This is a genomic window from Bradyrhizobium sp. (genome assembly GCF_036735945.1).
Lineage (GTDB): Bacteria > Pseudomonadota > Alphaproteobacteria > Rhizobiales > Xanthobacteraceae > Bradyrhizobium.
In genome coordinates this window covers 1-7327 of record NZ_DAINNI010000180.1, presented here as the reverse complement: position 1 = coordinate 7327, position 7327 = coordinate 1, and the positions used below count along the sequence as shown (strand labels likewise).

The 7327-nt window shown below is 63.9% G+C and carries 8 protein-coding genes; 4 read left to right on the top strand and 4 right to left on the bottom strand.

Annotated elements, in window-relative coordinates:
• The coding region (locus V7E26_RS28145; RefSeq protein WP_324422658.1) for a phytoene desaturase family protein at window positions 1-953 on the top strand (953 nt) is incomplete at its 5' end.
• Between the two features lie 640 nt (window positions 954-1593).
• On the opposite strand, the gene V7E26_RS28140 is transcribed toward V7E26_RS28145, so the two are convergent.
• Together V7E26_RS28140 and V7E26_RS28135 are read right to left on the bottom strand one after the other, a co-directional pair.
• Window positions 1594-1755, bottom strand: a complete 162-nt coding sequence (locus V7E26_RS28140; protein WP_324422656.1) for a Flp family type IVb pilin — start codon at window positions 1753-1755, stop codon at window positions 1594-1596.
• A 200-nt stretch (window positions 1756-1955) separates the two neighbouring features.
• Window positions 1956-2117: a hypothetical protein gene (locus V7E26_RS28135; protein WP_324422662.1), complete on the bottom strand. Its 162-nt coding sequence runs from the start codon at window positions 2115-2117 to the stop codon at window positions 1956-1958.
• Between V7E26_RS28135 and V7E26_RS28130 the strand changes: the two genes are divergently transcribed.
• Window positions 2046-2849: a 50S ribosomal protein L11 methyltransferase gene (locus V7E26_RS28130; protein ID WP_324422660.1), complete on the top strand. Its 804-nt coding sequence runs from the start codon at window positions 2046-2048 to the stop codon at window positions 2847-2849. The genes V7E26_RS28135 and V7E26_RS28130 overlap by 72 nt on opposite strands.
• A 3-nt stretch (window positions 2850-2852) precedes the next feature.
• Here the strand turns inward: V7E26_RS28130 and V7E26_RS28125 are convergent, their stop codons facing one another.
• Entirely contained in the window at window positions 2853-3035 is a 183-nt protein-coding gene (locus tag V7E26_RS28125) for a hypothetical protein (protein ID WP_324422654.1), read from the bottom strand.
• A gap of 170 nt (window positions 3036-3205) precedes the next feature.
• Here V7E26_RS28125 and V7E26_RS28120 point away from each other — a divergent pair, with 170 nt between their 5' ends.
• Together V7E26_RS28120 and V7E26_RS28115 are read left to right on the top strand one after the other, a co-directional pair.
• Window positions 3206-5041, top strand: a complete 1836-nt coding sequence (locus tag V7E26_RS28120) for an aminopeptidase P family protein (RefSeq protein WP_324422652.1) — start codon at window positions 3206-3208, stop codon at window positions 5039-5041.
• Between the two features lie 225 nt (window positions 5042-5266).
• Window positions 5267-6547: a multidrug effflux MFS transporter gene (locus V7E26_RS28115; RefSeq protein ID WP_324422650.1), complete on the top strand. Its 1281-nt coding sequence runs from the start codon at window positions 5267-5269 to the stop codon at window positions 6545-6547.
• A 127-nt stretch (window positions 6548-6674) separates the two neighbouring features.
• Here the strand turns inward: V7E26_RS28115 and V7E26_RS28110 are convergent.
• Window positions 6675-7327, bottom strand: a 653-nt coding sequence (locus tag V7E26_RS28110; protein ID WP_324422649.1) for a BRCT domain-containing protein, incomplete at its 5' end; no start/stop codon positions are given.

Genomic DNA, 7327 nt, shown 5'->3' with positions numbered 1-7327 from the left:
CCGGCTCGGCCTACGTGATGCTGCACCATGCCTTCGGCGAGGTGAACGGCAAGAAGGGTGTTTGGGGCCACGCGATCGGCGGCATGGGCGCGATCACGCAAGCGATGGCGCGTGCCGCCCGCGGCCACGGCGTCGAGATCGAGACCGAGGTCGGCGTGCGCGAGGTGATCGTCGAGGGCGAGCGGGCGGTGGGCGTCATCCTCGACAATGGCCAGACCATCCGCGCGAAATACGTCGTCTCCGGTGTCAATCCGAAACTGCTGTATACGCAGCTCGTGCCGTCGGGCGCGCTGGCGCCAGATTTCCGCGAACGCATCGGACGCTGGCGCAACGGCTCCGGCACCTTCCGCATGAATGTCGCGCTTGATGCCCTGCCCTCCTTCACGGCCTTGCCCGGCGCCGGCGATCATCTCACCGCCGGCATCATCCTGGCGCCGAGCCTCGGTTACATGGACCGCGCCTGGCAGGATGCGCGTGAGCATGGCTGGAGCCGCGAGCCGGTCATCGAAGTGCTGATCCCCTCGACGCTCGACTCCTCGCTGGCGCCGGAAGGACGCCACGTCGCGAGCCTGTTCTGCCAGCATGTCGCGCCGGAATTGCCGGATGGAAAATCATGGGACGATCATCGCGACGAAGTCGCCAACCTCATGATCGCGACGGTGGATAAATTCGCGCCGGGATTTGCAGGCAGCGTGATCGGCCGGCAGGTGCTGTCGCCGCTCGATCTCGAGCGGCAGTTCGGCCTGCTCGGCGGCGACATCTTCCACGGGGCGCTGACGCTCAACCAACTGTTCTCGGCGCGGCCGATGCTGGGCCACGCCGATTACCGCGGGCCGCTGAAAGGCCTCTACCATTGCGGCTCGGGCGCCCATCCCGGCGGCGGCGTCACCGGCGCTCCCGGACACAACGCGGCGCGGACGATCCTCGGCGATCACCGCGCGCTGTTCGGGTAACGGTAAAACGCGCAAGGCGCGACGCCGAAACCGGCACCGCGCCTTGCGAAGCGATCAAATCGTCAAATCAAACGGCGTCCCAGGATTCGACCGGGAGCGAACGCGACTCCTGCATGGACGCCGCCAGCGGTGACGTCCCACCGGAGACGACAGTCGCGGACGGATAGCTCACATAAGCGCTAAGCGCGCACATCAAGGCAAGAACCGCAGTAATCCTCATCATTTCGAATTCCCCCTGTGTTTTCCGCTGCTGCTGGCAGCTTGCCGCCTTCGTAAGCGCGGCCACTTAAGGGCAGGTTCCATAGCGACCGCCGGGGAAAGCATTTGAACCCGCGGTGAATCGCAGGTGTACGGGGCCGGGGCATAAAGCAGATGGTAACCACGTTCTCGGATCGGCGCGGCGGCCCGCAGCTCAGTGTGGAGCACGCCTGTAGAGCCGGTGGAAAACCCTGTGAATCGACTGTCGATCTCCCGCCGTCGCCCTTGTGGAAAAGCAGGTCAGCCCACGGTGAACAACGCGCCGGCGATTGTCACCGCCAGGCTGTGGATAAGCGGTGGAGATGGTGTGATGTATGTCGAAACAAAAAAGGGGCCGGGCGCTGGCAGCGCCCGGCCCCGAAATTTTCCCTGAAAAGGGCTCTTATTTCAGCGAGCTGGAGATGGTGTTGAAGTTCTCGGACAGCTTGCCGCCAAGACCGTTGACGGCGGTGATGATCGCAATCGAGATGCCCGCGGCGATCAGGCCATACTCAATGGCCGTGGCTCCAGATTCGTCCTTGAAGAATGACTTGATGAGCGACATTGGATGGTTCCGACCTAGGTTTTGCGTTTACTCGGAACCGAGGCTCCCCCTGCAGTTCCTACCGAGGAACCTACACGGAGGTATCTAAAGGTGATTTAACGAAAATCGTGCAACTTTTCCGAGTAACACGAGATGAATTACTTCAAATATGAACGAAGCGCTGATCCTCGATCGCGGATGCGCGCTTTTCTACAGGTTGTTCAATGAACTCCCCCGCCCCCACACACCGTGTCCAGTTCGCTGTCGGCGATGAGCATGTAGCCAAGGGCATCGTCGATGCCCTGACTGAAATTTTCTTTGAAGGACAGGCCGCGATCGCTGCGTTCGAGCGGCCTGATGGCCGATGGGATGTCACCGTGCATTTTGCTGATGCCCCGGATTATCAGCTGATCCGCGAACTCGTGACCAATGCGGCCGGCGCCGGGATCGCTGATGGCATCATCTTCGACACCGTCGAGGCCAGGGACTGGGTGAAGGCCAGCCTCTCGGATCTGATCCCGGTGCCGGCCGGTCGCTTCGTCGTGCACGGCCAGCATGACCGCGCGCGGGTTCCGCCCAACAAGCTCGGCATCGAAATCGAGGCGGCGCTCGCGTTCGGCACCGGCCACCACGGCACCACGCGCGGCTGCCTGCTGCTGCTCGATCATGTCCTGAAGGCCTGGCGGCCGCGCCGCGTGCTCGATCTCGGAACCGGCACCGGCGTGCTCGCGATTGCCGCCGCCAAGGCGCTGCATGAAAACGTGCTGGCCAGCGATATCGATCCACCCTCGGTGCAGGTCGCCCGTGATAATGCCAGGCTGAACATGGCGGGACCTCTGGTGCAGGCGATCCGCGCCACTGGTTTCGCGGCGCCCCAGTTTGCCGGCCGTGCCCCGTTCGATCTGGTGCTGGCGAATATCCTCGCCAATCCGCTACGGCAGTTGGCCGGGCCGATGGCAGGTCACCTGGCACCATCAGCGATGGTCATCCTGTCGGGCCTGCTGACCCATCAGGCGACCGCCGTGATCGCTGCGTATCGTGCCCGCGGGCTGGTGCCGCTGCGCCACCTTCGCATCGAGGGCTGGAGCAGCCTCCTGCTGCGCAAGGTGGACTGAAGCTTAGTCGACGCGCGGCTTCCCGGCAGCTACGCCCTTTTCGTTCTTCAACGACCGCTTGACGCGTGCTTCCGCGAGCCGGTCGAGGACCTGAACGATGACGCCGCGCTGCTTCTTGTTGGCGACCGGCGAAACGGCGGTGCGATTGGCTGGCGGCGAAATCTTCTCAAACGTGAAAGCAGGCATCGTGCATCCCCTCTTCGTTGAGTTGAAACACTCCCGGAGCCTCCCGAATATATTTTGAACCTAACCGCTTCCGGCTGGGATAGGAAGATTTGAAGCACGGATTGTGCCAAATTGTGGCGATCGCGGCCTGCATTGCAGACCGCTCCACCGAACTTTAGAGTAAGCAGGCGATGTTCGAAGCCCATTTCCAGACGTTCGAAGAACCCGAGAGCGGCGTGGCGCTCGCCGCGCGGCTGGCCGCCTTCCGCGAGGAACTGGCGCGGCGGAAGCTGACGGGATTCGTGATTCCTCGCGCCGATCAGCAGCAAAATGAATATGTCGCCGCCTCCGAGGAGCGGCTGGCCTGGCTTACCGGCTTCACCGGCTCCGCCGGCCTGGCGATCGTGCTGACGCGCGAGGCCGCCGTCTTCATCGATGGCCGCTACACGCTGCAGGCCGCCAAGCAGGTCGACCGCAAGGCCTGGCATATCGAGCCGCTGGCCGATCCGCCGCCGGAACACTGGCTTGCCAGGCACCTGGTTGCCGGCGACCGCCTCGGTTTTGATCCGTGGCTGCACACTTCCGCGGCAGCCGAACGTCTGGCTGCGGCCTGCACCAAGGCCGGCGCGGAATTGGTCGCGGTCGACAGCAACCCGCTGGACCAGGTGTGGACCGAGCGCCCGGCGCCGCCGATCGGCCCAGTTTCGCTTCACGGCCCACAATTCTCCGGCGAGATCGAAGCCGAGAAGCTCAAGCGCATCCGGCTCGAGATCAACAAGCTCGGCGTCGATGCGCTGGTGCTGTCGGACAGCCACGCGGTGGCCTGGACCTTCAACATCCGCGGCGCCGACGTCTCGCACACGCCGCTGCCGCTATCTTACGCGCTGGTGCCGAAGGACGGCCGCCCCAGCATCTTCATCGACCGCCGCAAGCTGTCCAACCTGACGCGCGACCATCTCGAACAATCCGCCGATGTCCGGGAGCCCGACGCGCTGGTGGCTGACCTGACCGAGCTCGCGCGTGGCGGCACAGCGATCGCGCTCGACAGCGCCACCGCCGCCGACGCCCTGAGCCGCCTGGTCGCAGGCGCCGGTGGAAAGCCGGTGCGCGGCAACGATCCGGTGAGCCTGCTCAAGGCGGTCAAGAACATCACCGAGATCGAGGGCACCCGCACGGCGCACCAGCGCGACGCGGTGGCGCTGACGCGCTTCCTGGCCTGGATCGATCGCGAGGCGCCATCCGGCGCCCTGACCGAGATCGACACCGTCGAGGCGCTGGAAACCTTCCGCCGCCAGACCTGCGCGCTGAAGGATGTTTCCTTTCCCACCATCGCCGGCACTGGGCCGAACGGCGCCATCGTGCACTACCGCGTCACCCGCAAGAGCAACCGCCGCATCGTGCCGGGCGATCTCCTGCTGATCGATTCCGGCGCGCAATATGAAGACGGCACCACCGACGTCACCCGCACGATTGCGATCGGCCATCCCACCGACGAGATGCGCGACCGCTTCACCCGCGTGCTGCGCGGCCACATCGCGATCGCGCGTGCGGTGTTTCCCGACGGCACCACCGGCGCGCAGATCGACTCCTTCGCCCGTCAATTCCTGTGGCAGGCCGGCCTCGATTTCGAGCACGGCACCGGCCACGGCGTCGGCAGCTATCTCTCGGTGCATGAAGGTCCGGCGCGGATTTCGAAACTCGGCGCCACGCCGCTGAAGCGCGGCATGATCCTTTCCAACGAGCCCGGCTACTACAAGACCGACGCCTATGGTATCCGGATCGAAAATCTCGAACTGGTCGTCGGCACGGACATTGCCGGCGCCGAGAAGCCGGTGAACGCATTCGAGACGCTGACGCTGGCGCCGATCGACCGCCGGCTGATCGACGTCAACATGCTGAGCGCGACCGAGCTGAAATGGCTCAACGACTACCACGAGCGCGTCAACCGCGCGGTGCGTCCGCATCTCGATGACAGCGCCACCAAGCTGTGGCTGGACGAGGCAACGGCAGCGCTGCTGCCGATCTGAACTTGCCACATCCGCAACCGTCGTCCCCCGCGGCCCACCCGCGGCAGCGATACGGCACGCGCGCCGGACACAAAAACGCGAAAACAACCCCATGCAAAGTAGAGTCCGGCGGGCCACCCTCGTGCCCGCCTCCCCAATTCAGCATGGCCGCATGCCGAAACGTCCCTGTTCGCGCTGAGCCATCTGGTTAAAAGTCCGATCCAACCAAAGCAGGATCGGAACTGAATGCACGGCGTCGTGGGCAAGCCGCCCGGCGGGACGGACGATAACGTCGTCGCAACATCGAAGATCATGCTGCTGATGCTGGTCGCGATGACCGGCGTCGCGCCGATCTCGTTGTACATGCTGGTGCCGGCGCTGCCTGTGCTGGCGACGACGTTCGGCGGCGACATCTCGGTCGCCCAGATGACGGTGTCGCTCTACATGGTCGGCATCGCCTGCTCGCAACTGATCATGGGGCCGCTGTCGGACAGGTTCGGCCGCCGCCCGGTGCTGCTCGCGGGGCTCGTACTGATGGTGGCCGCCAGCGTCGGCTGCTCGCTGGCGCAGACCCTGCCGCAATTGATCGCCGCCCGCTTCCTGCAGGCGCTGGGCGGCGCCTCCGGCATGGTGGTGAGCCGCGCCATCATCCGCGACCTCTACGGCCGCGAGCGCATCAGCTCGATGATCAGCCTCGTCATCGCGGTCATGATGATCGCGCAGATGCTGAGTGCGCTGGTCGGCGGCTTGCTCGAAACCGCGTTCGGCTGGCGCGCGATCTTCTATTTCATCACGATCGCTTCGCTCGGCATCGCCGTGCTGATCGCCATAGCCCTGCCCGAAACCCGCCGCGAGCGCAGCCAGAGCAGCAGTTTTCGCGGCGACGTCGGCCTTCTCATTCGCGATCGCGCCTTCATCGGCTATGTGCTGTGCCAGGTGCTGGCGTCGCAGATCATCTTTATGTTCGCCGGCGGCGGGCCTTACATCGTGGTGACGCAGATGGGCCGGACCACCGCCGAATACGGCGCGTGGTTCGCGACGACGGGCTTTGCCTATCTGATCGGCAACGTGTTCTGCGTCCGCTTCGCGCCGCGCCAGACGCTGGAGCGGCTGATCTGGTTCGGGCTGGCGCTGCAATTCGCCGGCGCCCTGCTCAACCTCGTCCTCAGCATCAGCGGCACCAACCAGGCGCCATCATGGCTGTTCGGCACCCAGATGATCGTGATGGTCGCCAACGCCTTCGTGATGAACAACTCCGCCGCCGGCGCCATCAGCGTCCGTCCAGAGGCCGCCGGCACCGCCTCGGGCGCGATGGGCTTCCTGCAGCAAGGCATCGGCGCGCTGATCTCGCAGTTCGGCGCCTATCTCGGCGGCCACTCCACGTCCACGCTGCCGCTGACCTCGGCGATCTTCGCGCTGTCGATCGCCTGCGTGTCGGTGATGTTCTTCATCGTGCCACGGCGAAAGGTCGTGGTCAGCAAGGAACTGGTGAAGAAGGCGGAAGAGGAAGAGTCGGGGATGTTGTAGTCGCCGCCGTCATTGCGAGCGAAGCGAAGCAATCCATGGCGCCGCAAGCCGAGACATGGATTGCTTCGTCGCTTCGCTGCCTTGCACAAACGCCTTGCGTTTGTTGCAGGCAATGACGGGAAGAGAATCACTCCCCGATCAATTTCAACCACTCGTCTTCCGTCAGCACGGCCACACCCAGCTCCCGCGCCTTGGTCAGCTTCGAGCCGGCGTCATCGCCGGAGACCACATAATCCGTCTTCCTCGACACCGAACCCGCAACCTTGGCGCCCAGCCGCTCCGCCATCGCCTTGGCCTCGTCGCGGGTGAACTTGGCCAGCGAGCCCGTGAACACCACGGTCTTCCCGAAAGCAAGCGAAGTCGAAGTGAGCCCGCCATCGGCGATCCCGATCTCGGAGAAGGACGGCGCAACGACCGGAGCGGAGTTCGCACCGATCGACAGCGCAGCTTTCGTCTCCTTGGTTCGAGTCGCAGGTGGCGACCAATCCGCGTAGAGAGGTGGGATTCCTCCAAGGCTCTCCACCTTGAACTGGAGCTTCTTTACATCGTCAATGTTATCTGAAATCAAGTTGTCCACATCGCCAAACAACAGCGCATGGATATGCCTACATCGGCGGCCCGTTTTCCAGCCCGTACATTCACAACTCAAATCAAAAGCACCGTCCGTCTCAATTTCAGAAACACTATATACGTTTCCTGTTCGACCTCTTACCAAGAAACTCAAACAATCCTTGGCTGATGATACCGAAACCTCATGCTTATAGTCAGAGAGAAGCTTAG